Below are 25,561 nucleotides of genomic sequence, written 5' to 3'. Positions count from 1 at the left end.
CCCGGATTCGTCGCCTCAATCCGGCAATTTGATAGCGGCTGTAATGGACTCAGAGTATGGATGGGTCCCAATAGCTTTTCAGACAATCCAATGGCGCAACGATCCCAGCAAGCGGCTCCCGCTCCCCGGCTCGATGCCGATAAGGCTGCGGCCTTGCGGCTGACACCTGTTTCACGTGAAACGGAAGACAGGCTCGATCGCTATGTCGACCTGTTGCTGCAGTGGCAGGCCAAGACAAATCTGATTTCGCCGGCCACGCTTCCAAATCTCTGGACGCGCCATATCTCGGATTCGCTGCAGCTTCTGAACCTCGCGCCTTCAGCCATGACCTGGCTCGACTTCGGCAGCGGCGGAGGTTTCCCAGGCGTGGTTCTGGCCTGTGCCATGGGTGATGTTGCTGGCGGGCATGTTCATCTCGTCGAGCGAAACGCCAAGAAGGCGGCGTTCCTGCGCGAAGCGTTACGTGTGACGCAAGCCCCCGGCACGATTCATCTGGCTGACATCGGGGATAATGTGGATAGATTTCCCGAGCATGTCGATTGCATCACCGCGCGTGCCGTTGCCTCGTTACATATCGTTATCGGTTTCGCCGAGCCCCTGATGAAGCCGGGCACAAAAGCCTTATTTCTCAAGGGTCAAGATGTAGAATCGGAATTGACCGAAGCTACTAGATATTGGAATATAAGCCCGCGCCTGCATGCCAGCCTGACCGGCGGACAAGGCTGGATCGTCGAACTCGACCGGATCGAGCGACTGACCCCGTCCGTAAACCAAAATGGCCACACCAATGACCGTAATTGATCAGCAATATCAAGAGCATACGTCAAATACGGTGCCCGGCCATCCGCGCATCCTGGCGCTGGCGAATCAGAAGGGCGGCGTTGGCAAGACCACCACCGCGATTAATCTCGGCACCGCACTCGCCGCGATCGGCGAGCGCGTGTTGATCGTCGATCTCGATCCGCAGGGCAATGCATCCACCGGTCTCGGCATCGATCGTCGCAATCGCAACTGCTCAACCTACGACGTCCTGATCGGCGAAGCGCCGCTGCGCGATGCGGTCGTTGTCACCGCCGTGCCGCGTCTGCACATAGCCGCCTCGACCATGGATCTGTCGGGCCTCGAGCTTGAACTCGGTTCGGCCCGCGACCGCGCCTTCCGGCTGCGCGATGCGATCGGCGAGTTGAACAACAATGTCTCGCCGGGCTCCGACTATACTTACGTGCTGATCGATTGCCCGCCATCGCTCAACCTTCTCACCGTCAATGCCATGGCCGCGTCGGATGCGATTCTCGTTCCGCTGCAGTGTGAGTTCTTCGCGCTCGAAGGTTTGTCTCAATTGTTGCAGACCGTGGAGCAGGTACGCTCGACGCTGAATCCGAACCTGTCGATCCATGGCATCGTGCTGACCATGTTCGACTCGCGCAACAACCTGTCAAACCAGGTGGTTGCCGACGTACGCGAATTCATGGGCAGCAAGGTCTACGAGACCATGATTCCGCGCAACGTCCGCATTTCGGAAGCGCCGTCCTACGGCAAGCCGGTACTGGTCTATGACCTGAAGTGCTCGGGCTCTGAAGCCTATCTGCGGCTCGCGACCGAAGTGATCCAGCGCGAGCGCGACCTGCGCACCGCTCACTGAGCAAGTAGGGTGGGCAAAGCACAGCGTGCCCACAACAGCGGATCGCAAACGATAATGGCAGGCACGGCGCAAGTACGCCTTTGCCCAGCCTGCAACCGAATTTCAAGTTTGAGTACGGAGTGGCGCGATGAGTTCGAAGGGATTGGCGATGGCTGATGAAGCGCGTTCGCGGCTGGGCCGCGGTCTTGCAAGTCTGATCGGCGATGTCGGCGGCGAAGCCGCGCATGTCGAGCGTCCTTCGCGTAACCAGCGCAAGGTGCCTATCGAATTTCTCAAGGCCAATCCGCGCAATCCGCGGCGGGTCTTTGCGGATGCGGAACTCAGCGAACTCGCGGCGTCGATCAAGCAGCATGGCGTGATCCAGCCGATCGTGGTGCGGCCGGTGAAGGGTAGCAACGATCGCTTCGAGATTATCGCCGGCGAACGTCGCTGGCGCGCGTCGCAGATCGCCGGTCTACATGAAGTGCCGATCGTGCCGCTCGACGTGACGGATTCGGCCGCGATGGAAATCGCGATCATCGAGAACGTCCAGCGCGAAGATCTCAATGCGATGGAAGAGGCGCAGGGCTATCACGCGCTCGCCGAGACCTACAAACACAGCCAGGACGAGATCGCGAAAATCGTCGGCAAGAGCCGCAGCCATGTCGCCAACATGATGCGCCTCACCAAGCTGCCGGAGGACGTGCAGGGCCTGATCGCTTCCGGTCAGTTGTCCAACGGTCACGCTCGCGCGCTGATCAACCTGCCGGACGCATCGGGCGCTGCGAAGCGGATCATCGCCGAGGGACTGAACGTTCGTCAGACCGAAGCACTCGCGCACGAAGAGGGCGTACCGGAACGCGCGCCGCAGAAGCCCCGCACGTCTTCTCCCAAGGCGGCGAAGGATGCCGACACGATCGCGCTGGAGAAACGGGTCAGCGATGTGCTCGGGCTGAAAGTGTCGGTGGATCACCGTGATCCCGGCGGCACCGTGATCATCAAGTATCGTGATCTCGATCAGCTCGACGAAATTCTGAAGCGGCTGGATTCGGAGAACTAACCGCGCCGCCTTGCATTCACGGCAATCGACATCAACGCCCTCTGTGCGATCACCGCGCCGAGGGCGTTTTGCTTGCGGACATCGAGGGCGGCAACGGCGAGCTGGTCGATGATGTTGACCAACCGTTGTGCGGAGAAATTTCGCAGCGCTGCTTCCACCGTTCCCTTGCGGGAAAAATGCAGCCGCGGAAATCCGCTTTCCACGGCTGCTGATGCCGAACTACCAGCCTCCACCAGCAGGCTGGCTTTGTGCAGCAATGCGGCCTGGCGCTGCGCGGCCATCATGATCATGCCCGGATAAGTTCCGGCGATCATCGCCTTGTTGAACTCGACTTCCACTGCGGCGGGATTTCCGGCAAAGGCGCCATCGACGATCGGGTCGATCTTCAGTTCGGACGCGTCGGCGACGACGGCCATCACGTCGTCGAGCGTGACTTCGCCGGTACCATGCGCATAGAGCGTGAGCTTGCGGAGCTCGTTACGCGATGCCTGCCGATCGCCGCCGAGCAGCGACATTAGTGTGGCGCGTGCATCCGGCGCCATGCGGAGATTGGAGACGCGGAGCTCTTCATCGATAAGCTTTGCGAGATCGCGCTCAGTGTCTGGATAGCAGGCGATGGCCACCGCGGTCCTGGCCTTCTCGCAGACTTTCCGCAATGGCGATTCCGGCCGAAGCTCACCAGCCTCGATGACGATGCGGCAATCCTTGATATCGGAGTTAGCGAGCGTGTCGACGCCGCTGGAAAAATTCTTCGAGCCTGCGCGCACACGGATCGCCCGCCGCCCACCGAACAGCGGCACCGTCATAGCTTCTTCGACGAGACGCGACGGCTCGGCGGCCAAATCATCGCCGTCCATGCGAACCAGCGAAAATGGATCATTGGGATCGTCGACCGCGGATTTCATCAGCGCGTCGGCGCGCTCGCGGACGAGTCCAGCGTCAGCTCCGTAGAGCAGAATGATCGGCCGGCCGGCATCCGGCCGCGCCAGAAACGTGTCGATGTCTTTTCCGCGAAGCGCGACCACGCGACGGCTTAGGTGCCGGCGTAGAAGAACGACGCCAGACGGGTATTGATGTTGTCGGCGATCTCACCGGCCGCACGGTCTTCGGCGTCCCGATAGGCGCGGGCTCGGGCGAAGCGCTGCAACTGGCCCGGGATGTCATAAGTGACGCGGGAGAAGGTGCTGCCGGTCAGGACCTGTTTGCCGGTGGCGATCTCGATCAGACCATAGGTCGCATCGATGCCGTAGTTTTCGCTGGTCGGCAGCGCGGTATTCGGATCGACGATCAGCGAGGTCCGGCTCGGATTGAAGCGAATCTTCAGCTGATAGGTCGGCGGCAGGCCGGTGGCGCTGCCGTACATCTTGAACATCAGTGCATTGCGGATATTCACGCCGACGCGGGCTTGCGGCGACGCGTTGGGATAGTCTAGCGGCGGCACCTCGACGCCCTGCAGCTTCTCGCGCAGGCCGGGTTTACCGTCGCCACGCTCGGCATACATCGGCTGGAAGCAGCCGGCCGTCAGCGCCGCCAGGGTGGCGACGACCATGAGCCGGGCGGCGATACGGGATTTAGCCGACAACATTCACGATCCTCTGGGCGACGACGATGACCTTCTTGACGGGTTTGCCGTCGAGAGCTTGTTTTACAGCATCGAGCGCCAGAGCGGCAGCCTCAATTTCCGGGTTCGTCGCTTCCCGGGCCACTGTGACTTCTCCGCGCTTCTTGCCGTTGACCTGTACCGGCAGGGTCATGGTGTCTTCAACCAGCAGATTGGGCTCGATTTGCGGCCAACGGGCTTCCGAGATCATGCCCGGTTGCCCCAGTACGCCCCAGCATTCCTCGGCCAGATGCGGCATCATCGGCGCAAACAGTTGAACAAGAATGACCGAGGCCTCGTGCAGCGCCCAGCAGACGTCCGGGGCCAGAGTTCCCGGTTTCGCTAAAGCTTCGCCCAGCACATTAGAAAATTCGCGGATATGGGCGAGGCAGACATTGAAATGCAGCTTTTCGATCTCGATCGAGACCTTGCTGAGCGCGCCATGGGCCGCCTTGCGGATCGCCAAGGCATCGGGGCCGAATTCAGCCGGCCGGGCTGCCGGCGCCGATTTGCCGTGCGCGGCTGATTCGTTGATCTGCCGCCACAGACGCTGCACGAAGCGCGAGGCGCCTTTGACGCCTTCTTCGCTCCAGATGACGTCGCGGTCGGGCGGCGAATCCGACAGCATGAACCAACGGGCGGTATCGGCGCCGTAGGTGCCCATGATGTCGTCGGGGTCGACTGTGTTGCGCTTCGACTTCGACATCTTTTCGATCGGGCCGATGGTGATGTCTTCGCCAGTGGCGATCAGCGTAGCGCGTTGGCCGTTACCGCCGATCTCGATGTTGATCTCGGCCGGTGAGGCGAAGGTGCCGTCCTGTTTCTTGTAGGTCTCGTGCACCACCATGCCCTGCGTGAACATGCCGGCGAACGGTTCGTCGAAATTGACGTGACCGGTGGCCTTCATGGCGCGGGTGAAGAAGCGGCTGTACAGCAGATGCAGGATCGCGTGTTCGACGCCGCCGATATACTGATCGACCGGCATCATTCGATTGGCAACGGCGGTCGTCGTGGGTGCCGACGTGTTCCATGGATCCGTGAAGCGCGTGAAGTACCAGGACGAATCCACGAAGGTGTCCATGGTATCGGTTTCGCGCCGCGCATCCGCGCCGCAGTTCGGGCACTTCACATGCTTCCAGGTCGGATGATGATCCAGTGCATTGCCCGGCTTGTCGAAGGAAACGTCCTCCGGCAGCACGACCGGCAGATCCTTGTCCGGCACCGGCACGATATCGCAGCTCGGGCAGTGGATGATCGGGATCGGGCAACCCCAATAGCGCTGACGCGAGATGCCCCAGTCGCGCAGGCGGAAATTGATCTCGCGCTTGCCCCAGCCGTCCTTCTCGAAAATCTCGAGCGACTTCTTCATCGCTTCTTCGCAGGTCATCACACCGGGTGCACCCACCCAACGGACATACTGCACAGTCTCACTTTTCGCCGGAGCGAAAGCGATGTTACCAACGCGCTCATCGCTACCGACGGGCACGAACACGTCGAGCACCGGCAGATCGTACTTGCGCGCAAAATCCAGGTCGCGTTGATCGTGTGCCGGGCAACCGATGATGGCGCCGGTGCCGTAATCCATCAGCACGAAGTTTGCGATATAGAGTGGCAGTGTCCATGACGCGTCGGCGGGATGCGTGACCTTGATGCCGGTGTCAAAGCCGAGCTTCTCGGCTGTGTCGATCTCGGCCTGCGAGGTGCCCATGCGATGGCATTCCTCGATGAAGGCGACAACGTTGGGGTCTTTTTCTGCCAGCGCTTTCGCCAGCGGATGATCCGGCGAGATCGCAGCGAAAGTCGGGCCATACATGGTGTCCGGGCGTGTCGTGAACACCGGCAGTTTGTCGAATCCCGCGGGTGCGCCGATCAGTCCGAACTGGAAATGCAGACCTTCCGACTTGCCGATCCAGTTGCGCTGCATCAGGCGCACCTTGTCGGGCCAGCGATCCAGCGTATCCAGCGCAGACAGCAGCTCGTCGGAATATTTACTGATCTTGAAGAACCACTGGGTCAGCTCGCGCTGCTCGACCAGCGCCCCTGAGCGCCAGCCGCGGCCGTCTATCACCTGCTCATTGGCCAGCACAGTGTGATCGACCGGATCCCAATTCACCTTGGACTTCTTGCGCTCGGCCAAACCTGCCCGCATGAAATCGAGAAACATCTTCTGCTGATGCTTGTAGTAGGTGGGATCGCAAGTTGCGAATTCGCGCGACCAGTCCAGCGACAGACCCATGGTCTGCAGCTGCTTTTTCATCGACGCGATGTTCTCATAGGTCCACGCTTTCGGAGCGACCTTGCGTTCGATCGCGGCGTTCTCGGCGGGCAGGCCGAACGCATCCCAGCCCATCGGATGCAGCACGTTCTTGCCTTGCGCGCGCTGGAAGCGCGCAACCACGTCGCCCATCGTATAGTTGCGGACATGGCCCATATGGATGCGCCCCGACGGATACGGGAACATCTCGAGCACGTAATACTTCTCGCGCGGATCGTCGTTCTTGGTGGCGAAGATCGCCTTGTTGTCCCAGACGCGCTGCCAGCGCGGTTCGGTCTCGCGGGCGTTGTAACGTTCGTTGCTCATGGTGCTTTTGAAATCCGCCGGCCGGTTCGAGCGCTTCTCAGATCATGGACGCGCGAACGAGGTCGCAAACCGGTGCTTGCTCGGGCTGAATTCGCGCTGAGGCGGGGGACTAGGCCATAAAAGGCCGCGTTAGGTCAATGGTTTAAGACAAGAAACGGGCCAGGGGCGGGGGCCCGCCGTCTCACCCCGCCAGCGACACGGCCGTGCCATATGCCCGGACGAAGCCGTGCTCCACCACGGTGTTGCGGCCACGCCGTTTGGCGGCGTAGAGCGAGGCATCGGCTGCCTCGATCAAATCGTTCGCCGTCTCCAGCGTAGCTGGCATCGTCGAGGCCACGCCGACACTGACCGTGACCCGCTGATGTGCGCTGGTGGCATGGGAGACCGCCAGGTTCCAGATTGCCGCGCGTACCATTTCGCCGATTTGGACGCCGCGGGCGACCTCGGTGCCCGGCAGCAGCAGGCAGAATTCCTCGCCGCCATAGCGTCCGGCAAAGCCCGAGCAGCGATCGGCCAGGCTGGAGAGAGCTTCGCCGACGCGCGCCAGGCAGGCATCGCCTTCGGGATGGCCATAGGTGTCGTTGAAGAGTTTGAAGTGATCGACGTCGATCATCAGCAGCGTCAGATGGTCGCCGGATTGCTGGGCCTTCAGCCATTCGAAATCGAGGCGGCTCTGGAAGCCGCGCCGATTGGCAAGGCCAGACAGCATATCGATGGAGGCAAGCACCGTGAGCTGCTCGTTGCTGGCGCGCAATTCGCGTTCGCGACCACGCAACTGCGCCGCCATGCCGTAAAATGCGCGTGCCAGCGGTACGAACTCGGCCGGCAGCTTGTTCCGCGCTACGCGGGCCGACCAGTCGCCGCGACCGAAGCGCTGCGCCATGGTCTCCATCATCTGGATCGGCTTGATGATTAGTCGCTCCGCAACCACCAGCGCGCCAAGCAGAACGAACAGGCAAACGAAGGCGAGCTGCAAATAGGCGGTGCGGATCTCGCGATCGGCAACCGCCGAGACTCGGGCCTCGTCGATGCTGACGATCAATTGCGCGCCGGTACCGGGGATTGTCGCGAATGATACGGTGCGCTGTGAACCGTCACTGGCGCTGAATGACAGCGAACCGGTCTGCTTATCCGTATTGCGCAGATGCGCTTCGATCATCGGCAATAGAGCAAGGTCTTCCATCGGCCGACCAATCGCGCTGGCGTTTGTCGGCGGCGCTGCAAGCACGGTGCCGGCATGATCGACCAGCAGTGTCGTGACACCGGGCCGGTCGCCGAGATTGCCCATGATCTTCGACATCCAGTCGAGATTCACCGCCGCCAGTACCACGGCATCGTCGCCCTTAGTCAGGCCCGGTGCGAGATAGGCAGCCATCACTGTCGGCTGGTTCGTTAAACGGCTGAACAGATAATCGCTGACGACAAACTCACCGGTCGCTATCGCTCTCTTGAAATAGGGGCGATCGCTGAAATCGAATCTCTGCTCGATGACTTCCGGCCAGGTCGAGCACATGGCGATGCCATCCGCGCCGGCCACCGTCAGGCTGCGCAGCCACGGCATATCGCCGCGGAGGCTCGCCCGCATGATGGCGCAGCTCCGATTCACCTGAGCGGCCGACGTATAGATGTAGGCGGATGATTTCAGCACGGCCTCGATCGAGGCGAAGACTTCGCGCTGTGCATCGGCGCTGTGCTGGGCGACGCCAGCGAAATCACGCGCGGCCGTCGCGATCTGGTGGGTACGCGTCGCATCGAGTGAGCGAATTCGCTCCGCCATTAATGGCCCGACCAGAATGAGGGCCAACAGGACCAGTCGAGCGCGAATACCGAGAGCTCCCCTAAGCCTCGCTTTATTGCGGTTAATACCGATGCGTGACATCTTCGATCCCTAAGCCCCGCGGACATAGGTACTCCAAAGCCTTCAAAAAGCCTTTCCCGGATTCGTTAAACTGCAATGGATCTCAAGAAAGTTCGCGCCTTGGTTGAAAATAAATCCGTGCAAGAGTCGTCGGGCGTAACGTCTTCTTTACCAACCGACGGACTCGCTTCGGTCGAGTACGATATCTTCCGCGCATGTAACGAAGCGCGGCGGGACCGCAGTTCTGTGACGTTGATCGCGGTGTCGAAGACGTTCGAGGCTGACGCAATTGCGCCCGTGATCCAGTCCGGTCAGCGTGTGTTCGGCGAAAATCGCGTCCAGGAGGCAAAATCCAAATGGCCGGCGCTGATCGCCACTCAACCCGCGATTGCGTTGCATTTGATAGGGCCTTTGCAGTCCAACAAGGCCAAGGAGGCGGTCGCCTTGTTCGATGCGATTCACTCGGTCGATCGACCGAGCATTTGCGAAGCGTTAAGCAAGGAGATGAAGGCGCAGCAGCGGACGCCGCAGCTCTTCGTACAGCTCAACACTGGTGAGGAGCCGCAAAAGGCCGGTATCGCGCCGGGCGAGGCTGATGATTTCTTGGCGCGTTGCCGCGATACCTATGGGCTGACGATTTCCGGACTGATGTGCATTCCGCCGGTTAACGATGCGCCGGCACCGCATTTCGCGCTGACAGCGAAGATCGCTGCACGCAACGGGCTCACGCAATTATCCATGGGAATGAGCGCCGACTTCGCCATCGCCATCCAGTTCGGCGCAACTCATGTGCGCGTCGGCTCGGCGATTTTCGGACGTCGCTAGGCCATCGGCCTAGCCGATAACGATCTTCGTCTTCGGTCCGATCCGGGCCAGCAGCCGCAGCATGGCTGGCTTGGTCATGGCCACACAGCCCGCGGTCGGTGCGAATTTCGGGCGGGCCAGATGCAGGAACACTGCACTGCCTCGCCCTGCGATCCGTGGTCGGGTGTTCTGGTCGATCTCGATGATGAAATCGTAGAGATGATCCTCGCGGGCCAGTCGGTCGCCGTCATTTCCATGATCGAGCCGGACCGGCCGATTGTAATGCCGGTCTGATGGATCTTCGCACCAGCCATCCATCGGCGTGATGGGGCGGATCGGCAGGAAGCTACGCGGACGTGGATTACGGTCGGCCCGCCACCACAGCCGGATGGGGCGAAACGTCCCACGCGGCGTTCCGCCATCGCCTTCGCGTTTGTTCGCCTTGATTCCGCCGCGGCCGAGCGCGACGGGTATGGTTGTGTGGTCGGTCGTCAGCCATCCACGGAGTCTGTCTCCGGCTGACGCGCGAATGTGAACCATAGTTAGCGGTCGATCACGCAAGCTTGTTCGATAAGTGTCTGAAATAACGAGACTTCCCATCCGAATCGCGAACTCCGCCTTGCTATTTACCGCAAATGTTCTATTTCGCGCTGCAGCAGTACATTCGCCGGGAATGTCGCTGATTTTGCGCTAGAATATGCGGTAACGGCGAAGCCTGTCACGATTTCTGACCCACTGTTTCAGCGCGGCAAACAACGCTCCGCCGCAGCCGTTCAAAGGATTGTCGCAATGCCCAATGCCCGCAAGATCTTGATCGTGGATGACGATACTGATTTGCGCGAGGCGCTGGTCGAGCAGCTATCGCTGCACGAAGAGTTCGAGGCCTCCGCTGTCGACACCGGCGCCAAGGGCGCTACTGCAGCCAAGGCCAATTCCCCCGATCTGGTGCTGATGGATGTCGGCCTGCCCGACACGGACGGTCGCGAAGTCGTGCGCAGCCTGCGCAAGGGTGGCTTCAAGGCGCCGATCATCATGCTGACCGGCCACGACACCGATTCCGACACCATTCTCGGTCTGGAATCCGGCGCCAATGATTACGTCGCCAAGCCGTTCCGCTTCGCCGTGCTGCTGGCGCGTATTCGCGCGCAGCTCCGTCAGCACGAAGCCAGCGAAGATGCCGTCTTCACCGTCGGTCCCTATAGTTTCCGGCCCGGCTCCAAGATGCTCACCGGCGCCAATGCTAAGAAGGTCCGCCTGACCGAGAAGGAAACCGCGATTCTGCGCTTCCTGTACCGCGCCGGCCAGTTGCCGGTGTCGCGCGAAACGCTGCTGCAGGAAGTCTGGGGCTACAATTCCGGCGTCACCACGCACACCTTGGAAACGCATATCTATCGGCTGCGCCAGAAGATCGAGAAGGATGCCGCCAATCCTGAAATCCTGGTGACGGAAGCCGGTGGCTACAAGTTGGTGCCGTGATACGATTGGGGAGCCGATTCGCCATTAGCTGTTCGGTGCCCTCCTTTGCGCGTCCCGATCACACGGTTCTACATGTCGATCGATGATGATGTAGCCCTGCTTGAGCGCGTCCCGACATTGCGCCTGTTGGGTATCGCCGCTTTGCGCGTGATCGCGATCGGCTCCGAACAGCAGGAATTTGCGCGGGGCTCCGTGTTGTTCCGGCAGGGCGACGATGCCGATTGCGGCTATGTCGTCCAGAACGGCGCATTCCGCATCAGCCTCGACAACGGCAGCGATCATGAGGTGATCGCGGGGCCCGGCACATTGATGGGCGAACTTGCACTGCTGGTAGCGATGCAGCGGCCATCGACGGCGGTCGCCACGGAATATTCCAGCACGATCCGGATCACGCGCAGCCTGTTTCAGCGCGTGCTCGACAGCGATCCCGCAGCCGCTCGCCGTCTGCGTGACGACATGGCGACTCGCGTCAGCCAGCTTGCCAGCGATGTGACGCTGATCGGCGCCAAGCTCAGCCAGTAACTGATATCAAAGCTCCAGCACCGTCGTGACCGGTACGTGGTCCGATGGCCGCTCCCAGCCGCGTGCATCTGACGTGACGGTGAAGTCGCGGATCGAATCTTTCAGCGCAGACGACACCCAGATGTGATCGAGGCGGCGGCCGCGATTCGACGCCACCCAGTCGGCGGCGCGGTAGCTCCACCACGTGTAGATCTTTTCCGACAGTGGAATGCGTTCGCGCGCGACGTCGATCCAGTTGCCCTCGCTTTGCACGGCGAGCAGCTTTTCGCACTCGATCGGCGTATGCGACACGATTTTCAGCATCTGCTTGTGCGACCACACGTCATTCTCATGCGGTGCCACATTGAGATCGCCGACCAGGATGTGACGCGCATCGCCGCGCGGATGCAGCGGCTCGCAGGTCTTCATCTCGTCGAGGAACGAGAGCTTGTGCGCGAACTTCGCATTCACGTCCGGATCCGGTACGTCGCCGCCGGCAGGCACATAGAAATCATGCACGATCAGCGGCACGGTCATGCCGGCCTTTTCGCCGAACGATACCGAGATGTGGCGTGAGTCCAGATTGTTGCAGAACACGCGGATGTCGCTGCTCTCGAATGGAAGTTTCGAGACGATGGCGACGCCGTGATAACCCTTCTGCCCGTTCAGCACGACATGGTCATAGCCGAGCTGTTTGAAGCGCTTGAGCGGAAAGGCATCGTCCGGGCACTTGGTTTCCTGCAGACACAGCACATCCGGCTGCATCTCTTCGAGAAACTTGGCGACAAGGTCGATGCGCAATCGCACCGAATTGATATTCCAGGTGGTCAGGGAAAAACGCATGGAAATCCGATGGTGAGACGGCGCAAGCGCGCCTGCTCATCATGAGGGCATCACCTGCAGCGAAAACTAATTCGCGCCGCTGGTGGGATACTTGGTGAAGTCGATTTTGAACAGCCCCGGGTCGGGCTTTTTCGCGGTATCGAGATTGTAGATCGCGACCGTGGTGTCATAGCCCTGCGGGTCGGTGACGGTCCACTGCTTGAGCTGTCCATCCTTGGTGCCGACCATCAGCATCAGGCGCGAGGTGCCGACCAGCGCGTTCTTTTCCTCAATGGTCACCGACGTATAGAGGTCGTCAGCGCTGACGGCGACCACATTGGTGTCCTTCATCAGATCGATGCGATCGGACAGCAGATAGCGCAACGGTGTCTGCGACAGCGGGTAGATGTCCTGGGTTGCCAGCTTGGAATCGCGGACGGCGAGCGACTGGCCGTCGGACACCATGGCGATGGTCGTCGGCGCATCATATTCGAAACGGACCTTGCCGGGCTTCTGGATGAAGAAGTCACCGGTGGTGCGGCTGCCGTCCGGGCCCACTTGAACAAAGTTACCGCTTAGATTGCTGAGCGATGACAGATAGCTGCTGACCTTGCTCGCCTGCGCCTTCTGATTGGCGTCGAAGCTCATGAAAATGCTGGCGGGAACGTTGCGGCGCGGATCCGGAATGATTGGATTCGGTGGCGTGGATGTCGTCGCCGATGTCTTGGGTGCGATTGCAACTGGCGGCCGAACGGCCTGGGGCTCGGAGGCCGACATCTGGAAACTGCCATTGCTGCGCGCTTGCGGTGCAGGTCGCGGCAATGGGATTGACTGGGCATAGGCCGAGGGCGCCACAATGGCGGCGACAAACGTCGCGACGAGGCCGGCTGCGCCGATGCGCAGGAAAGACCGGTCTGCGGCGTGATGGGTCGGGCGTCTCATCAAGGCGTCGTCCTGCTCGGCGGGTTCGGCGCATTTTACCGCGCTTTGCGTCAGAATGGGTACCGGTTTTGCGGTCCGGCCGGTGGTCTCTTGCGCCCCCGCCGCGGCTGGCGCCGCCAGCGCAGGCGCTAACCCGGAGGTGTGGCGATTTCGCGACTCAAAAGCGGGATTGTCCATCGGCGGGGTCAAACTCTCAGAACCCGCTTTCTTCTTCTTCGATCAGAATCTCGCGTTTACCGGCATGGTTGGGCTGACCGACGATGCCTTCATTTTCCATGCGCTCGATCAGCGACGCTGCGCGATTGTAACCGATCTGCAGCCGGCGCTGGATGTAGCTGGTCGATGCCTTCCGGTCGCGCTTCACGATGGCAACGGCTTGCTGGAACAGATCGCCACCACCGCCATCGGCGCCCATGCCGGTCGAATCGAATACCGCGCCGTCCTCGCCTTCCTCCGGTTCTTCGGCGGTGACCGCCTCGAGATATTCCGGCTCGCCCTGCGTCTTCAGGTGGCGCACCACCTTCTCGACTTCCTCGTCCGACACGAAAGGACCGTGTACGCGCGAGATGCGGCCGCCGCCAGCCATATAGAGCATGTCGCCGCGGCCGAGCAGTTGCTCGGCGCCCATCTCGCCCAGGATGGTGCGGCTGTCGATCTTCGACGTGACCTGGAAGGAAATGCGCGTCGGGAAGTTGGCCTTGATCGTGCCGGTGATGACGTCCACCGACGGACGCTGCGTCGCGAGGACGACGTGGAGACCGGCGGCGCGTGCCATCTGCGCGAGACGCTGCACCAGGCCTTCGATGTCCTTGCCGGCGACCATCATCAGGTCGGCCATTTCGTCGACAATGATGACGATATAGGGCAACGGCGCGAGATCGAGTTTCTCTTCCTCGTAGATCGCCTTGCCGGTTTCCTTGTCGAAGCCGGTGTGAACGGTGCGCGAGAGCTCCTCGCCCTTGGCCTTGGCTTCCACGAGGCGCGCATTATAGCCGTCGATGTTGCGGACGCCGAGCTTGGCCATGCGCTTGTAGCGCTCTTCCATCTCGCGCACGGCCCATTTCAGCGCGACCACGGCCTTCTTCGGATCGGTCACGACCGGCGTCAGCAGATGCGGGATGCCGTCATAGACGGAGAGTTCGAGCATCTTCGGATCGACCATGATCAGGCGACACTGATCCGGCCGCAGCCGGTAGACCAGGCTGAGAATCATGGTGTTGATCGCGACCGACTTGCCCGATCCGGTGGTACCGGCGATCAGCATATGCGGCGTACGCGCAAGATCGATGATGATCGACTCGCCGCCGATATTCTTGCCGAGGCAGAGCGGCAGCTTGATGCTGCCGTCATTGGTGTCCTGCACGGTCAGCAGTTCGCGCAAGTAGACGTTTTCGCGATGGGCGTTCGGCAGCTCGATGCCGATGGCGTTGCGACCGGGGACGACGGCGACGCGGGCGGACAGCGCGCTCATGGAGCGTGCGATGTCGTCGGCAAGGCCGATCACGCGCGACGACTTGATGCCGGGTGCGGGTTCGAGTTCGTACAGCGTGACGACGGGGCCGGGATTGGCTTTGACGATTTCGCCGCGCACGCCGAAGTCCTGCAGCACGCCTTCCAGCGCGCGCGAATTGGCTTCGAGTTCGGCCTTGCTGAGCGGCTTGCGATCGGCGGCCTTCGGCGCGGTGAGCATGCCGACGGAGGGCAGTTCGAACTTGCCGTTGGATTTGCGCACCGGCTCCTTGGCCGAGGATTTCTTGCGCGCCTTCGGGGCGGGCTCCTCTTCCTCTTCTTCTTCCTCGTAGTCGTGCTCTTCGTCTTCGTCGTGATCGCTCTCGTCTTCGTCGCGCGGCGCAATTGACGGGCTGTTACGACGACCGCCGAGGTTCGGTTCCTGACGTTCGAAGGAGGGCGCGCGCGCCTTGGGCTCGCTTGCAACCATCTTGCCATAGACCAACGAGAGGAAACGGCCGAGACGCGCCTTCGCGCTCATCACGGCATGCGCGGCCCAGCCAAGCGAGACCGAGATCGAGCTGCGATCGCGGGTTTCGTCTTCCTCGAATGGCTCGTCGTCTTCCTCGATGTCGATCTCGGCAAACTCTTCCTTCGCCTGCGCACCATAACCGCAGGCGATGAAGAAGGTCACGATCATCGCCGCGCAGAGAATAAAGCCGAGGACGAATCGATAGATGAAGCCGACGGGACCGAAGACTACCGCGGGCGCGCGAAACAGCGCGTCGCCGACCACGCCACCGACGCCGGTCGGCAGGGGCCACGACCCGCCATGCTGCCAGCAGCTGGCAAAGCCTGATGCGATGATGGTGCAAAGGACCCAGCAACCGATACGCAGCGCTTCGCGATCGAAATGCCGATGCGTCATCATCCGCCAGCCCCAGACGGCGATGGTGAGAATCATCATGATCGCGCCGAGGCCGAGGATCTGCATCAACAGATCGGCACCGATCGCGCCGGGATAACCGGCGACATTGCGGATCGCACGCGAGGTGGCATGGCTCAGGCTGGGATCCTGCACGGACCAGGTCATCATCGCTGCCGCCGCGACACCTGCGGCGCAGACCAGGCCAAAGCCTGCCAGTTCGCGCAGCCGTCGTCCCAGCATCTCGCGAATCGACGCGGGCAGATGGCCGACGAGAGGAATGACGCGTTCGATCGTGGTGCTCATACCGGAGTGCTCATGCGCCCTGCATCAATCCAGGATCTTCAATTCAAAATCTTCACCAGCCGATGCAAAGCCTCGGCTGTCGTTTCACTGTCCTGCACCATGGCCAAACGAATATAGCCGGCGCCGGGATTGCTGCCGTCGGCCTGCGGGCGCGCCAGATAACTTCCGGGCACCACGCGCACGCCGCCATCGCGATACAGTCTCACGGTTGCCTCTTCGTCGCCGCCATATGCGGAGACATCGAGCCACAGACAGAAGCCTCCGGCCGGTCGCTTGTAGCCGTAGCGATTGCCGAGGATCTGATCCGCAAGATCGAACTTCAAGCGGTAGAGCCTGCGATTCTCTTCCACATGTGCTTCGTCGCTATAGGCGGCAACCGCGACCTGCTGCAGCGGTACCGGAACCTGCGGCGCGGCCACATTGCGCAATTCGTGAAACGCGCTCAGGAATTTCTTGTCGCCGGCGACGAAGCCGACGCGCATGCCAGGCAGGTTCGAGCGCTTTGATAGCGATTGAAACGCAACGACATTGGCATAGTCGGGTCCGGCTGACGCCAGCATGCTGCCGGGCGCGGCCTGCGTGTAGATTTCCGAATAGCATTCGTCTGATAGCACGATGAAACCGTAGCGCAGCGCGAGGTCGTGCAGCTTCTTGAAGTAAGCGGGCGTCGCGACGGCGCCTTGCGGGTTGGCCGGGGATGCGACGTACATCGCCACCGTGCGCGCCAGCGTGGCCTCATCGAGTGCGTCGAGATCGGGAAGGAAGCCGTTGGCCACTGTGGTCGGCATGAAGATCGGCTCGCAACCCGCCGCGCGCGCACCGGCGCCGTAGGCTGGATAGAACGGATTTGGCAGCAGGATCGCTGGCGTGCCTTTGCGCGGGCCGACAAAGCGCGCGGCCGTGATCGCGGCGAAGAACAGGCCTTCTCGGCTGCCGTTCAGCACCAGCACTTCGGTTTCGGGATCGAGTGCGCGCGGGAGATTGAAGCGCGTACCCATCCACGTCGCGGCGGCGCGACGGAACGGCTCAATGCCCTTGGCGATCGGATAGCGGCCGAAATCGGCGGTGTGTTTGGCGAGGACCGGTCCGACGAAATCCGGCACCGGGTGCTGCGGTTCGCCCAATGACAGTGTGATCAGCGGTTGGCCGGGCTGATACGGCGCCAGCAATTCCGTCAGCCGCGCAAACGGCGAACGCTCGCCATCGGGCCCAGCCGAGGTCCGGCTGCCAGCGCCTTGCGCCGCGGAAGGAGGAGCGGTGAGTGCCATCAGGAAAACGCCAGTACTTTCAAGGCAGCCGATCGCCCCATGAGATCGGCCGAAACGAGATCAAACCACCATAGATACGGCGAGGTTAAGACGCGATTAACCATCGAGGGGCCGGCTTTGCTATCACGCGTTTAGCGCCCGTCCAGGCCTACGCGGGGATCAGAATGGCACCCCAAAAAGTGAAAGGCCCCAGCTTGCGCTGGAGCCCTTCGACGGTTGGGACATTGCCGGGTAGTGCCCCAACCGATCCCTTTGTGAGCCATCCCGGACCGATGATCCGGGATGGCTCGTGACGCTTACATGTTGTAGGCGCGTTCGGTGTGCTCGGTGACGTCGAGGCCTTCGCGCTCGACTTCAACATTGACGCGGAGACCGACGATCACGTCGACGACCTTGAACAGGATCGCCGAACCGACGCCCGACCACACCAGCGTGGTCGCGACAGCCTTACACTGCGCGATCATCTGGGTGACCATGTCGTAGTCGCCGATCTTGCCGGCGACGTAGTCCATGACACCCGTGCCGCCGAGGGCCGGGTTGACCAGGATGCCGGTGCCAAGCGCGCCGATGATGCCGCCGACGCAATGGACGCCGAACACATCGAGCGAGTCGTCATAGCCGAGCGAGTTCTTCACGACGGTGCAGAAGAACAGGCAAACGACGCCTGCGACCAGACCGAGAACCATCGCGCCCATCGGGCCCGAGAAGCCGCAAGCCGGGGTGACGGCGACGAGGCCGGCAACCGCGCCCGATGCTGCGCCGAGCAGCGACGGGTGACCCTTGGTCATCCACTCCGCGAACATCCAGGCCATCGCCGCAACCGCAGTTGCGAGGAAGGTGTTGGTCATCGCGAGAGCGGCAGTGCCCGAGGCTTCGAGGTTCGAACCGACGTTGAAGCCGAACCAGCCAACCCACAGCAGGGACGCGCCGATCATGGTCATGGTCAGCGAGTGCGGAGCCATCAGCTCCTTGCCGTAGCCGGTGCGCTTGCCGATGATCAGGCAGCCCACGAGGCCAGCAATGCCGGCGTTGATGTGAACGACGGTGCCGCCAGCGAAGTCGAGAGCGCCCCACAGGAACACCTGGCCGGCATCGGCCATGACTTCATCAAGCTTGGCCTGAGCCGCAGCCTTCGCATCGGGAGCCGCGGCCGCAACAGCCTTGGCGGCTGCAACGATGGCGTCCGGACCAGCCCAGTACCAGACCATGTGCGCGATCGGGAAGTAGATCAACGTCACCCAGAGCGGGATGAACAGTGCAATCGCGGCGAACTTGGTGCGTTCTGCGAAGGCGCCGACGATCAGGCCGGGGGTAATGGCGGCAAAGGTCATCTGGAAGCAGAAGTAGACGAGTTCCGAGATGTTGGCGTCTGCGGTGAACGAAGCAGCCATCGAGTCAGGCGTCACGCCGGCGAGGAACGCCTTCGAGAAGCCACCGATATAAGCCGAACCGCCAGTGAACGTGATGCTGTAGCCGTAGAGAGCCCAGATCACCATCACGATGCAAGCGGTGTAGAGGACCTGCATCAACACAGAGAGCATGTTCTTGGAACGAACGAGGCCGCCATAGAACAGGGCGAGGCCGGGGACGGTCATCAACAGAACCAGCACCGTCGAGGTCATCATCCAGGCGTTATCGCCCTTGTTGACCGTCGGATCGGCGTAAGCCGCAGTTGCGGCGAACAGGCCAACGGCGAGTGCCGCCAATCCCGCGCCAGAGGGACGCTTAAACGTCATTGTGTTTGACTCCTGATTGAAGAATGGGTGAGCGCGAAATCCGAGGAATTCGACTTAGAGGGCTGCAGCATCGGCCTCGCCGGTGCGGATGCGAACCGCGTGGTCGAGGTTGATGACGAAGATCTTGCCGTCGCCGATCTGGCCGGTCTTGGCGGCCGTGGTGATGGCTTCGATGGTCTTGTCGACCTGATCGGAAGCGACAGCCACCTCGATCTTGATCTTGGGCAGGAAGCTCACCGCATATTCAGCGCCGCGATAAATTTCCGTATGGCCCTTCTGTCGGCCATATCCTTTGACTTCCGTCACCGTCAAACCATGAACGCCAATGGCGGTCAGGGCATCACGGACTTCCTCAAGCTTGAATGGCTTGATGATCGCCATAACAATTTTCATGGGTCCTATCCCCGCTTGGGCCCGACCGAAAACCGACCGGGCGATCTCGACTGAGGTTCACCACGCGGAGAAGTTCACTACGCGGGCACAGCCAGACCAGATAGAATCAAATGCCGTGCCAGATCGGCGGAATTCTCTAACGGTTTATGAATCCCCAGCTTTTCGCGTTTCTCACGTGATGAGACAGAGTGCGCTATTCGGTCGCGCCCAAACTCTAGCCAATCCTGCCCAAAATGGAAGCATGACAGGCTCTCGACATATTCCTGCTTAGGCGGCGGGCAGCCCAGAGGTGCCCAAATACGTCAATCCGAGGCAAAAAACTCGAAATTGTCTAATCTGCAGGCCTTCCAACTGGCGCGCGTGGAATTGCCATGGCTCAACCGGGCAAGGCCGTAGAGCCCTTCGGGCGTATTCGAGCGGACTGTGAGAGCGGCTCTGGCTGAAAGCCCAGTGGGCGCTGGCTTATTGCCTAAAGCGCGTCGCTGTCGGTCTCGCCGGTGCGGATACGCAGGGCGTGGTCGATCGGGGTTACGAAGATCTTGCCGTCGCCGATCTGGCCGGTCCGGGCTCCGGTGGAGATGACCTCGACCGCCTTGGCCGCGAGGTCGGACGCCACAGCGATTTCGAGGCGCAGTTTGGGCAGGAAGTTCACAATATACTCGGCGCCGCGATACATCTCGGTATGGCCCTTCTGCCGGCCATAGCCCTTCACTTCGGTCACCGTCATGCCGTGGACGCCGATGGCCGTCAGAGCCTGACGCACTTCATCGAGCTTGAAGGGTTTGATGATCGCGACCACGAGCTTCATGCAGGATTCCTCTTCGGGGGCGGTGTACGACCCTGCTTACGCAATCAGACAGCTTTATGCCATCCCCGTTGGCATGGCGCGTGGAAATTGGGCGGCGATCCTGCCTTCGGGGCGGGCCGTTTGCACGCCAAGACGGCGAAGCGGGATTCATGGCTGGAAGCGGAGCAACTTACGTCGCCGGCTTCTCGCGGCGCTCGCGCACTGAGCCTTCCTGCGCCACGGTCGCCACCAGCGTGCCGTCGGGCTTGAAGATCAGGCCGCGCGCGAGGCCGCGACCGTTCTGGGCGCTCGGCGAATCCTGACTGTAGAGCAGCCATTCGTCGGCGCGGAACGGGCGGTGAAACCACATGGCGTGATCGAGACTGGCCGCCATCGCCTGACCGTCGAACAAAGTGCGGCCATAGCGGGCCATGATGGAATCGAGCAGCGAAAAGTCCGACGCATAGGCCAGCGCGCACATATGGAGCGCCGGATCGTCCGGCAGCTTCGCGGCGGTACGAATCCAGAAATTAATCCGCCCCTCCGGAATCTTCTCGCCAGCATAACGCTGGAATTCCACCGGACGCAGCTCGATCGGGCGATCGGACTCGTAATAGCGGCGGATGAAATCGGGCATCTTCTCGATGATCGGATGTTTCGACAGCTCTTCCGCAGTGAGCTTGTCCGGCGGCGGCACGTCCGGCATCGGATCCTGGTGGTTGAACGAGTCCTCCTCCTCGGCGTGGAACGACACCATCATCGAGAAGATCGCATGGCCGTGCTGGATCGCGGTGACACGCCGGGTCGAATAGCTCTTGCCGTCGCGCAGGCGCTCGACCTCGTAGACGATCGGAATCTGCGGGTCGCCGGGCAGAATGAAATAACAATGCAGCGAATGCGGCATGCGGCCTTCGACGGTGCGGCACGAAGCCACCATGGCCTGGCCGATCACCTGGCCGCCGAACACCCGCTGCCAGCGCGTTTTCGGGCTGCGCCCGCGGAACATGTTCACCTCGATGGTCTCGAGATCGAGGATATCGATCAGATCGATCAGGCTCTTGGACATGTCGGCATCTTTCGCTCAGCGGCAATATTAAGGGAGGTTTACCAAGACCTTGGCCGTGCAGGCCCCGGTCCCATTGCCGCCCTTGTTTCGCGATCCTGTTTCGCCCAGCTATAAGCGCGTGGCAACAGCGAGAACGGATATCATGGCGGCACAACGAGGCATTGTCATCGGCGGCGGAGCCTTCGCCGGACTGGCGCTGGCTTTGGCGTTGCGCCAGGGGCTTGGCCCCGATCTGCCGATTATTGTCGCCGATCCCGCGCTGGCGAACCGGCCAAGCCGCGATCCGCGTGCCACGGCCATCGTTGCTGCCTGTCGGCGGCTGTTCGATGCTCTCGGTGTCTGGGATGCTGTGGCTGCCGAAAGCCAGCCGATCCTCGACATGGTCGTCACCGATTCCAAGCTGGAAGACGCCACCCGCCCGACCTTCCTGACCTTCGGCGGCCATGTGGAGCCGGGCGAGCCGTTCGCACATATGGTCGAAAATCGCCGGCTGATCGACGAACTGGTGATCCGCGCCGAAGCGGCGGGCGTTGATCTGCGTGCGACCGCGGTGACGACATTCGATTCACGGGCCGATGGTGTCAGTGTCACGCTTGGGGATGGCAGTGTGATCGAGGCGGCTCTTCTTGTCGCCGCCGATGGCGCGCGCTCGAAGCTGCGCGAGCGTGCGGGCATCGCGACCCATGGCTGGGATTATGACCAGTCCGGTATCGTCGTCACCGTCGGCCATGAGCGCGATCATGACGGACGTGCCGAAGAACACTTCCTGCCCGCCGGGCCGTTTGCAATTCTGCCTCTGACCGGCAAGCGTTCGTCGCTGGTGTGGACCGAGAAGCGCACGGAAGCCGCACGCATCGTTGCGTTGCCGGACGATGAATTCCATGCCGAGCTCGAGCAGCGTTTCGGCCTGCACCTCGGCGAGGTCAAAGCGCTCGACAAGCCGCGGGCCTTTCCGCTCGGCTACTTCGTCGCGCGCTCCTTCATCGGCGAACGGTTGGCGCTGATCGGCGACGCTGCGCATGTGATTCATCCGATCGCGGGGCAGGGACTCAATATGGGTCTGAAGGATGTCGCGGCATTGGCAGAGACCATCGTCGATGCTGCGCGGCTGGGCATGGATTTCGGCCAGAGCGATGTCTTGGAGCGCTACCAGCGCTGGCGCCGCTTCGACACCATGACGATGGGTGTCGCCACCAATGTGCTGAACGTCCTGTTCTCGAACGATCTGCCATTCGTGCGTAGCATCCGCGACATCGGTCTCGGCATCGTCGATCGACTGCCGCCGCTGAAGGGTGCTTTCATCAAGCAGGCTGCGGGATTGTCGGGGGAAGTGCCGCGGCTTTTGAAGGGTGAGGCGCTGTAGTCAGCATGTCATGCGGTTACGCCGCTCAACGTGGTGAAGATGTCTGCTTCTTCTCGCCTTCGAACAGTGGGCGCTCGCGGATCAATCCTTCGCCGACGAGATCGAAGAAGGCCCTGACGCGCGCCGTATTCTTCAAACCCGCATGAGTCACGATCCAGAGTTCACCCTCAAGTTCCTTGAGGGGCTCAGATAGTGCTCTTGCCACCCCGGCGTCGTGATCTGCGAGATAGCACGGCATCAGCGCGAGCCCGATGCCGGCTTTCGCTGCGACGAGCTGGTTGACCAGACTGTTCGTCCGATAGACGAAGGCGTTCGATGGCGCTGCGCGTGACAACCAGTCGGCAGCCCCGATGCCTGATGTCGTTTCCTCCCAGCCGATCAAGGAATGGCGATCGATCTCGGATGGATTCGATAACGGGCCGCCAATTGCCTCGAGATAGGCTGGGGCGGCATAGAGCCCCCACGCGATGGCCGACAGTCTGCGTCCCCAAAGATCGCCTTCCTTCGGACGGATAGGGCGCAATGCAATGTCGGCTTCGCGGCGCGACAGGCTCAGTACGCGGTTGTCGATCACCAACTCCACGACAATGCCGGGGTGAGTCTGCTGGAAGGCGGCGAGAAGCGGCGTCAGCCGGCTATAGGCCAGCGTTTCGGACGACGTGACCGTCAGGCGGCCCGACAAACGATGGTCACGACCTGATATGTCGCGATCAAGCGCCAGCGCCTCGTCCTCCATGCGCTCCGCGCCGGCAGCCATCCGCGCACCGGCCTCCGTCGCCTGGTAGGCGCCGCCTGGAAGTCGCTCGAATAGCCGCACACCAACCTTGTCCTCCAACGCTTTCAGGCGGCGGAAGGCCGTGGAGTGATCGACGCCGAGTGTTATCGCCGCCGCCGTCAGGCTGCCCGCGCGTTGGATGGCGAGCGCCAGCCGAAGTTCGTTCCAATCATCCATGTTGACGAAGATAGCAGTGGGTTTGCTTGCAGTCACGCAAGCGCCGCTGGCGAAATGCCAATGGGACTTGCGTCTGTGCGCGCACTACCTTGCTGGTGCGATAGCGCCCACGACGGATGCAATGAAAGATCCAATTATGAAACTCTATTACGCCACCGGTACCTGTTCGCTCTCGCCGCACATTGTTGCGAACGAGGCGGGTATCCCGCTTGAACTCGTGCGGGTGGATATCCGGAAGTCGCCCCACGTCACCGAGGCAGGCAGCGACTATTCGGTGGTGAACCCGAACGGCTATGTGCCGGCGCTGGCGCTCGATGATGGGACAGTGCTGACCGAGGGCACCGCGATCGTTCAATACCTTGCGGACCTCAAACCCGAAAGCAGGTTGGTGCCACCTGCGGGCACACCGCAGCGTGTCGAGCTGCAATCCTGGCTCAACTTCATCGCCACTGAACTCCACAAGATGTTCAGCCCGTGGCTGTTTCACCCCGAATATGGCGCGCAGTCAGCAGATGTCGCGCGCGCAAAGATTGCAGAGCGGCTGGCGTCGGTTGAACGCCATCTGGCGGCGGGCAGGCCGTTCCTGCTCGCAGAAAGCTTCACGGCGGCCGACGCCTATCTGTTCACGATCGTCGGGTGGTCCAACTTCGCCAAGGTTGATCTGTCCAACTTTCCGCATCTGCGCGACTTCATGGCCCGCGTCGAAGCGCGGCCCGCCGTACAGCAGGCCATGCGCGCCGAGAGAATAAAGGTGAGCGCATGACCGTGGATCAGCCAGACGCGACAGCACTGACGCTCGTCAGCCATCATCTTTGCCCTTACGTGCAGCGAGCGGCCATCGTGCTTGCCGAAAAGGGTGTCCGTTTCGAGCGGTGCTATATCGATCTCGCGCACAAGCCGGACTGGTTTCACGCGATCTCACCGCTGGGCAAGGTTCCGCTTCTGCTTGTCCGGCGCGACGGCAATGACACTGCCGTGCTCTTCGAAAGTGCGGTGATCTGCGAATACATCGAAGAGACGCAGACGGGCGTGCGGCTTCACCCATCCGATCCGCTCGAGCGAGCCGGGCACCGTGGCTGGATCGAGTTCGGCTCGTCGATCCTCGCCGATCTGTGGGGGTTCGAGACGGCCACTGAAGCGAACAGCTATGAAGCGAAGCGGAAGATGTTGGCCGGCAAATTCGGTCGCATCGAGAACGTGCTAACCGCAGCGCCGTTTTTCGCGGGGCAGCACTTCAGTATGGTCGATGCGGTTTACGCGCCGATCTTCCGCTACTTCGATGTGTTCGATAGCATCGCTGACACGGAAGTCTTCGCCCAAACGCCCAAGGTTCGGGCATGGCGCGCAGCGTTACGCGGACGTCCGAGCGTAGCGAATGCCGTCACGGCCGACTACGCCGACCGGCTGCGCGCATTTCTCGCCGAGCGCGACGCACATCTTCTCAAGATCGCAGCATGAGGCAGCCATGAGCCAGGGCGTCGCATGGCTGCTACTGATCGTGGCCGGGCTTCTGGATGTGGGGTGGGCGATTTCGATGAAATATGCCACGGGTTACACCCGACCGGGCTGGACCATCCTGTCGCTGATTTTCCTCGCCGCGTTCGTCTATCTGCTCGGCCGGGTTCTGGAGGTTTTGCCGGTGGGGTCCGCCTACGCGGTATGGGTCGGGATCGGCGCAGCCGGGACGGTCCTGTTCGGAAGCGTGCTGTTTGGCGAGTCGATGAGTCTGCTGCGTGGCGGCGGGGTCGTCCTCATCGTCGCGGGAATCGTCGCCTTGAGATTTGCGCCGGCATGAGCCGCCACATCAGAAATTCAGTCGATCTTCCGCGCTTCTTCCGGCAGCATGATCGGAATGCCATCGCGGATCGGATAAGCAAGCTTGGCCTGGCGCGAGATCAGCTCCTGGCGGGCGGCATCGAATTCGAGTTGCCCCTTGGTCAGCGGGCACACCAGAATCTCCAGCAGCTTGGCGTCGACGGTGCTTTCGGCGCGCTCGATTGGCGGTGTGGTCATGGGTGCGCTCCGGTGATGCGGTCGTTGATCATGGTTAT

Annotated in this window: 25 protein-coding genes; 10 read left to right on the top strand and 15 right to left on the bottom strand. The window is 61.6% G+C overall.

Annotated elements, in window-relative coordinates; translation table 11 throughout:
* The first annotated feature begins 90 nt into the window (after positions 1–90).
* The 3 genes from rsmG to AB7783_RS23055 all read left to right on the top strand — a co-directional run bounded on the left by rsmG (position 91) and on the right by AB7783_RS23055 (position 2,681).
* On the top strand, positions 91–801 hold the full coding sequence (rsmG, locus tag AB7783_RS23065) for a 16S rRNA (guanine(527)-N(7))-methyltransferase RsmG (protein WP_093757800.1): 711 nt from the start codon (positions 91–93) through the stop codon (positions 799–801).
* Positions 788–1,642, top strand: a complete 855-nt coding sequence (locus AB7783_RS23060) for a ParA family protein (protein ID WP_068730223.1) — start codon at positions 788–790, stop codon at positions 1,640–1,642. The genes rsmG and AB7783_RS23060 overlap by 14 nt, the downstream gene beginning before the upstream one ends.
* Before the next feature lie 148 nt (positions 1,643–1,790).
* A complete protein-coding gene (locus AB7783_RS23055) occupies positions 1,791–2,681 on the top strand; it encodes a ParB/RepB/Spo0J family partition protein (protein WP_441279753.1) in 891 nt (296 codons plus the stop codon).
* On the opposite strand, the gene holA is transcribed toward AB7783_RS23055, so the two are convergent.
* The 4 genes from holA to AB7783_RS23035 all read right to left on the bottom strand — a co-directional run bounded on the left by holA (position 2,678) and on the right by AB7783_RS23035 (position 8,741).
* A complete protein-coding gene (gene holA, locus AB7783_RS23050; protein WP_441278883.1) occupies positions 2,678–3,706 on the bottom strand; it encodes a DNA polymerase III subunit delta in 1,029 nt (342 codons plus the stop codon). The genes AB7783_RS23055 and holA overlap by 4 nt on opposite strands.
* Positions 3,707–3,714: 8 nt before the next feature.
* A complete protein-coding gene (locus AB7783_RS23045) occupies positions 3,715–4,266 on the bottom strand; it encodes an LPS assembly lipoprotein LptE (RefSeq protein ID WP_089263131.1) in 552 nt (183 codons plus the stop codon).
* Complete coding sequence (gene leuS / locus AB7783_RS23040) at positions 4,253–6,862, bottom strand: leucine--tRNA ligase (protein WP_441278882.1); 2,610 nt, start codon at positions 6,860–6,862, stop codon at positions 4,253–4,255. The genes AB7783_RS23045 and leuS overlap by 14 nt, the downstream gene beginning before the upstream one ends.
* 181 nt (positions 6,863–7,043) lie before the next feature.
* Positions 7,044–8,741 (bottom strand): diguanylate cyclase domain-containing protein, encoded by a 1,698-nt coding sequence (locus tag AB7783_RS23035; RefSeq protein WP_184512500.1) that lies wholly within the window; start codon positions 8,739–8,741, stop codon positions 7,044–7,046.
* Between the two features lie 75 nt (positions 8,742–8,816).
* Here AB7783_RS23035 and AB7783_RS23030 point away from each other — a divergent pair, with 75 nt between their 5' ends.
* Positions 8,817–9,545: a YggS family pyridoxal phosphate-dependent enzyme gene (locus tag AB7783_RS23030; RefSeq protein ID WP_089263137.1), complete on the top strand. Its 729-nt coding sequence runs from the start codon at positions 8,817–8,819 to the stop codon at positions 9,543–9,545.
* A gap of 9 nt (positions 9,546–9,554) precedes the next feature.
* Here the strand turns inward: AB7783_RS23030 and AB7783_RS23025 are convergent, their stop codons facing one another.
* Complete coding sequence (locus AB7783_RS23025) at positions 9,555–10,064, bottom strand: L,D-transpeptidase family protein (protein ID WP_441278881.1); 510 nt, start codon at positions 10,062–10,064, stop codon at positions 9,555–9,557.
* 249 nt (positions 10,065–10,313) lie between these two features.
* Here AB7783_RS23025 and AB7783_RS23020 point away from each other — a divergent pair, with 249 nt between their 5' ends.
* Together AB7783_RS23020 and AB7783_RS23015 are read left to right on the top strand one after the other, a co-directional pair.
* Positions 10,314–11,000 (top strand): response regulator transcription factor, encoded by a 687-nt coding sequence (locus AB7783_RS23020; RefSeq protein ID WP_068730214.1) that lies wholly within the window; start codon positions 10,314–10,316, stop codon positions 10,998–11,000.
* Between the two features lie 72 nt (positions 11,001–11,072).
* Positions 11,073–11,522, top strand: coding sequence for a cyclic nucleotide-binding domain-containing protein (locus AB7783_RS23015; protein ID WP_439078823.1), 450 nt, complete (start codon positions 11,073–11,075; stop codon positions 11,520–11,522).
* Between the two features lie 6 nt (positions 11,523–11,528).
* On the opposite strand, the gene AB7783_RS23010 is transcribed toward AB7783_RS23015, so the two are convergent.
* From AB7783_RS23010 to tesB, 8 genes are all read right to left on the bottom strand, one after another.
* The gene (locus tag AB7783_RS23010; protein WP_441278880.1) at positions 11,529–12,344 is read right to left on the bottom strand and encodes an exodeoxyribonuclease III; all 816 of its coding nucleotides are present in this window, start codon (positions 12,342–12,344) and stop codon (positions 11,529–11,531) included.
* Positions 12,345–12,410: 66 nt separating this feature from the next.
* Positions 12,411–13,265, bottom strand: a complete 855-nt coding sequence (locus AB7783_RS23005; RefSeq protein WP_349633095.1) for an outer membrane lipoprotein carrier protein LolA — start codon at positions 13,263–13,265, stop codon at positions 12,411–12,413.
* Positions 13,266–13,458: 193 nt separating this feature from the next.
* On the bottom strand, positions 13,459–15,945 hold the full coding sequence (locus tag AB7783_RS23000; protein WP_441278879.1) for a DNA translocase FtsK: 2,487 nt from the start codon (positions 15,943–15,945) through the stop codon (positions 13,459–13,461).
* 38 nt (positions 15,946–15,983) lie between these two features.
* Positions 15,984–17,213, bottom strand: coding sequence for an aminotransferase class I/II-fold pyridoxal phosphate-dependent enzyme (locus AB7783_RS22995; RefSeq protein WP_441278878.1), 1,230 nt, complete (start codon positions 17,211–17,213; stop codon positions 15,984–15,986).
* A gap of 296 nt (positions 17,214–17,509) precedes the next feature.
* Entirely contained in the window at positions 17,510–18,949 is a 1,440-nt protein-coding gene (locus AB7783_RS22990; RefSeq protein ID WP_089263149.1) for an ammonium transporter, read from the bottom strand.
* Between the two features lie 54 nt (positions 18,950–19,003).
* On the bottom strand, positions 19,004–19,342 hold the full coding sequence (locus tag AB7783_RS22985) for a P-II family nitrogen regulator (protein WP_068730208.1): 339 nt from the start codon (positions 19,340–19,342) through the stop codon (positions 19,004–19,006).
* 469 nt (positions 19,343–19,811) lie between these two features.
* Positions 19,812–20,150 carry a P-II family nitrogen regulator gene (locus tag AB7783_RS22980; protein WP_089263151.1) on the bottom strand — a complete coding sequence of 113 codons (339 nt, stop codon included), beginning with the start codon at positions 20,148–20,150 and terminating at the stop codon, positions 19,812–19,814.
* 169 nt (positions 20,151–20,319) lie between these two features.
* Positions 20,320–21,195: an acyl-CoA thioesterase II gene (tesB, locus tag AB7783_RS22975; RefSeq protein ID WP_089263153.1), complete on the bottom strand. Its 876-nt coding sequence runs from the start codon at positions 21,193–21,195 to the stop codon at positions 20,320–20,322.
* A gap of 142 nt (positions 21,196–21,337) precedes the next feature.
* On the opposite strand from tesB, the gene AB7783_RS22970 reads away from it, so the two are divergent.
* Positions 21,338–22,558: a ubiquinone biosynthesis hydroxylase gene (locus tag AB7783_RS22970; protein WP_120287663.1), complete on the top strand. Its 1,221-nt coding sequence runs from the start codon at positions 21,338–21,340 to the stop codon at positions 22,556–22,558.
* 25 nt (positions 22,559–22,583) lie between these two features.
* Here the strand turns inward: AB7783_RS22970 and AB7783_RS22965 are convergent, their stop codons facing one another.
* Positions 22,584–23,546, bottom strand: a complete 963-nt coding sequence (locus AB7783_RS22965) for a LysR family transcriptional regulator (RefSeq protein WP_441278877.1) — start codon at positions 23,544–23,546, stop codon at positions 22,584–22,586.
* Between AB7783_RS22965 and gstA the strand changes: the two genes are divergently transcribed.
* The 3 genes from gstA to AB7783_RS22950 are packed head-to-tail and all read left to right on the top strand — an operon-like array spanning position 23,527 to position 25,305.
* On the top strand, positions 23,527–24,273 hold the full coding sequence (gene gstA / locus AB7783_RS22960) for a glutathione transferase GstA (RefSeq protein WP_441278876.1): 747 nt from the start codon (positions 23,527–23,529) through the stop codon (positions 24,271–24,273). The genes AB7783_RS22965 and gstA overlap by 20 nt on opposite strands.
* A complete protein-coding gene (locus AB7783_RS22955; RefSeq protein WP_441278875.1) occupies positions 24,270–24,968 on the top strand; it encodes a glutathione S-transferase family protein in 699 nt (232 codons plus the stop codon). The genes gstA and AB7783_RS22955 overlap by 4 nt, the downstream gene beginning before the upstream one ends.
* 7 nt (positions 24,969–24,975) lie before the next feature.
* Entirely contained in the window at positions 24,976–25,305 is a 330-nt protein-coding gene (locus tag AB7783_RS22950) for a DMT family transporter (protein ID WP_231078656.1), read from the top strand.
* A gap of 17 nt (positions 25,306–25,322) precedes the next feature.
* Here the strand turns inward: AB7783_RS22950 and AB7783_RS22945 are convergent, their stop codons facing one another.
* Positions 25,323–25,523 (bottom strand): Trm112 family protein, encoded by a 201-nt coding sequence (locus AB7783_RS22945; protein ID WP_068730204.1) that lies wholly within the window; start codon positions 25,521–25,523, stop codon positions 25,323–25,325.
* Positions 25,524–25,561 lie beyond the last annotated feature (38 nt).

Source organism: Tardiphaga sp. 172_B4_N1_3 (assembly GCF_052076035.1).
Classification (GTDB): domain Bacteria; phylum Pseudomonadota; class Alphaproteobacteria; order Rhizobiales; family Xanthobacteraceae; genus Tardiphaga; species Tardiphaga robiniae.
The sequence above is the reverse complement of the archived record's forward strand: the minus strand, read 5'-3'. Positions and strand labels throughout refer to the sequence as shown.

Bases quoted from the DNA above. Each gene is read 5' to 3' on its own strand.
- tesB (WP_089263153.1), bottom strand. From the start codon at position 21,195: ATGTCCAAGAGCCTGATCGATCTGATCGATATCCTCGATCTCGAGACC.
- AB7783_RS22980 (WP_089263151.1), bottom strand. From the start codon at position 20,150: ATGAAGCTCGTGGTCGCGATCATCAAACCCTTCAAGCTCGATGAAGTG.
- rsmG (WP_093757800.1), top strand. From the start codon at position 91: ATGGCGCAACGATCCCAGCAAGCGGCTCCCGCTCCCCGGCTCGATGCC.
- AB7783_RS22970 (WP_120287663.1), top strand. From the start codon at position 21,338: ATGGCGGCACAACGAGGCATTGTCATCGGCGGCGGAGCCTTCGCCGGA.
- AB7783_RS23025 (WP_441278881.1), bottom strand. From the start codon at position 10,064: ATGGTTCACATTCGCGCGTCAGCCGGAGACAGACTCCGTGGATGGCTG.
- AB7783_RS23000 (WP_441278879.1), bottom strand. From the start codon at position 15,945: ATGAGCACCACGATCGAACGCGTCATTCCTCTCGTCGGCCATCTGCCC.
- AB7783_RS22985 (WP_068730208.1), bottom strand. From the start codon at position 19,342: ATGAAAATTGTTATGGCGATCATCAAGCCATTCAAGCTTGAGGAAGTC.
- AB7783_RS22955 (WP_441278875.1), top strand. From the start codon at position 24,270: ATGACCGTGGATCAGCCAGACGCGACAGCACTGACGCTCGTCAGCCAT.
- AB7783_RS23005 (WP_349633095.1), bottom strand. From the start codon at position 13,265: ATGAGACGCCCGACCCATCACGCCGCAGACCGGTCTTTCCTGCGCATC.
- AB7783_RS23045 (WP_089263131.1), bottom strand. From the start codon at position 4,266: ATGTTGTCGGCTAAATCCCGTATCGCCGCCCGGCTCATGGTCGTCGCC.
- AB7783_RS22950 (WP_231078656.1), top strand. From the start codon at position 24,976: ATGAGCCAGGGCGTCGCATGGCTGCTACTGATCGTGGCCGGGCTTCTG.
- AB7783_RS23010 (WP_441278880.1), bottom strand. From the start codon at position 12,344: ATGCGTTTTTCCCTGACCACCTGGAATATCAATTCGGTGCGATTGCGC.
- AB7783_RS22945 (WP_068730204.1), bottom strand. From the start codon at position 25,523: ATGACCACACCGCCAATCGAGCGCGCCGAAAGCACCGTCGACGCCAAG.
- AB7783_RS23055 (WP_441279753.1), top strand. From the start codon at position 1,791: ATGGCTGATGAAGCGCGTTCGCGGCTGGGCCGCGGTCTTGCAAGTCTG.
- AB7783_RS22990 (WP_089263149.1), bottom strand. From the start codon at position 18,949: ATGACGTTTAAGCGTCCCTCTGGCGCGGGATTGGCGGCACTCGCCGTT.
- AB7783_RS23020 (WP_068730214.1), top strand. From the start codon at position 10,314: ATGCCCAATGCCCGCAAGATCTTGATCGTGGATGACGATACTGATTTG.
- leuS (WP_441278882.1), bottom strand. From the start codon at position 6,862: ATGAGCAACGAACGTTACAACGCCCGCGAGACCGAACCGCGCTGGCAG.
- AB7783_RS23035 (WP_184512500.1), bottom strand. From the start codon at position 8,741: ATGTCACGCATCGGTATTAACCGCAATAAAGCGAGGCTTAGGGGAGCT.
- AB7783_RS23030 (WP_089263137.1), top strand. From the start codon at position 8,817: ATGGATCTCAAGAAAGTTCGCGCCTTGGTTGAAAATAAATCCGTGCAA.
- AB7783_RS22995 (WP_441278878.1), bottom strand. From the start codon at position 17,213: ATGGCACTCACCGCTCCTCCTTCCGCGGCGCAAGGCGCTGGCAGCCGG.
- AB7783_RS23015 (WP_439078823.1), top strand. From the start codon at position 11,073: ATGTCGATCGATGATGATGTAGCCCTGCTTGAGCGCGTCCCGACATTG.
- AB7783_RS23060 (WP_068730223.1), top strand. From the start codon at position 788: ATGACCGTAATTGATCAGCAATATCAAGAGCATACGTCAAATACGGTG.